The 1,480-nt window shown below is 41.6% G+C and carries 3 protein-coding genes; all 3 read left to right on the forward strand.

Annotation, left to right across the window (positions count from 1 at the left end; translation table 11 throughout):
* The first annotated feature begins 215 nt into the window (after window positions 1-215).
* Window positions 216-461, forward strand: coding sequence for a hypothetical protein (locus F6K51_RS37140; protein WP_293031150.1), 246 nt, complete (start codon window positions 216-218; stop codon window positions 459-461).
* Entirely contained in the window at window positions 461-883 is a 423-nt protein-coding gene (locus F6K51_RS37145; RefSeq protein WP_293031153.1) for a type II toxin-antitoxin system VapC family toxin, read from the forward strand. The genes F6K51_RS37140 and F6K51_RS37145 overlap by 1 nt, the downstream gene beginning before the upstream one ends.
* Before the next feature lie 113 nt (window positions 884-996).
* Window positions 997-1,480, forward strand: a 484-nt coding sequence (locus tag F6K51_RS37150) for an alpha/beta fold hydrolase (protein ID WP_293031156.1), incomplete at its 3' end; no start/stop codon positions are given.

Consider the following 1,480-nt stretch of genomic DNA (forward strand, 5'->3'; position numbering starts at 1 on the left):
TCGTTTCTGCTCATATCCAGGACGTTTAGCATGGGAAAGGTCTAAGAATTCAGTAATGTCTTCCCCCTGATCGAATTTGGCATCAAATTCTGTTGCTTTCATAAATGGCTACCTCTTCTTTTCGCGATCGCCGGACTGAGATAATCCGTACTTTGTTTTCTCCATAGGTTTGGTATCACTATGCTATCATAATAGTGTAAACATTAGTGAAAACCATGGCCAATTTAAGTCTACGAGATATTCCTGAAGCGCTTTACCAACAGATCAAAGACATGGCTGCCCGAGAACGCCGTTCTGTGAATCAACAGATTTTGGTGTTATTGGAGCGGTCTGTGCGACTCTCCCAGCGACCGTCAGCAGAGGTTCTCGAAGGAATTGATCGCACTAGAGAAACAATCTTTGCCCGAATTGGTATTATGCCTGATTCAGTGGAGCACATTAATCAAGACCGGAACCGATAATGCTGTTGGTGATTGACAGTAGCGTTGTTGCTAAGTGGTTTTTTGTGGAGCCATTAACCAAACAGGCTCTGGCTGTCCGTAAAGATTGGGAGTTATCCAGAGTAGATTTGATTGCACCAGAACTGATGCTAGCAGAAGTCGGAAATATTATCTGGAAAAGACAAAGAGTAGGTTTGATTACTGAACCAGAGGGAAATAGTCTCATTGCCCACCTACTAGCACTCTCTCTGCCAACAGTAGAGACAAAAACTATTTTACCGAGAGCCTATAGTTTGGGAGCAGCTTTTGACCGGACTGTCTATGATGCCCTCTATCTAGCCTTAGCAGAGGCAATGGCAGCTAAGTTCATCACGGCAGATCTGCCCTTGTATAATGCAGTTAGTGGGAATTTACCATTCATTGACTATTTAGGGAATTACTAAGTTTACTTTTTCCCTTCACCATCTCCCCATCTCCCTATATCCCTATCTCCCCACACTTCTTTTAGTTATAGATTTACAATAGATTTACAAATATCAGATACACCCCTATCACCATGACTACAGCAACTAATCCAACTCAGATTAACTCTGGTATTGGCGGTACCAAAAATTTCTACAACTGGAATTGGCAAGACAAACACTATCAAGTAGTCTACGAAACTATTGGCGCAGGAAACCCTGTACTATTACTGCCTGCTTTTAGTACAGTTTCTAGTCGCACAGAAATGAAAGGTATTGCCAATCTACTCGCTACCAACTATCAAGTTACCGTGCTAGATTGGTTAGGATTTGGCGAGTCTCAATGCCCTCCTGTGGATTACAATCCCGTATTATTTCAGCAGTTATTAGCAGATTTTGTTAACTCTGTTTTTAATAACTCAATTATCGTAATTGCTGCCGGTCATGCTTCAGGATACGCTTTAAAATTTGCCCAAGATAATCCAGATAGTATTTCTAAACTAATTTTAGTAGCTCCCACTTGGAAAGGACCGTTAAGAGTAATGGGTTTACCCGATGGAGTGAGAAACGGAGTAAAAA

Origin of the sequence: Moorena sp. SIO3I8, assembly GCF_010692325.1 — a bacterium.
Classification (GTDB): Bacteria; Cyanobacteriota; Cyanobacteriia; order Cyanobacteriales; family Coleofasciculaceae; genus Moorena.

Bases quoted from the DNA above. Each gene is read 5' to 3' on its own strand.
- F6K51_RS37140 (WP_293031150.1), top strand. From the start codon at position 216: ATGGCCAATTTAAGTCTACGAGATATTCCTGAAGCGCTTTACCAACAG.
- F6K51_RS37145 (WP_293031153.1), top strand. From the start codon at position 461: ATGCTGTTGGTGATTGACAGTAGCGTTGTTGCTAAGTGGTTTTTTGTG.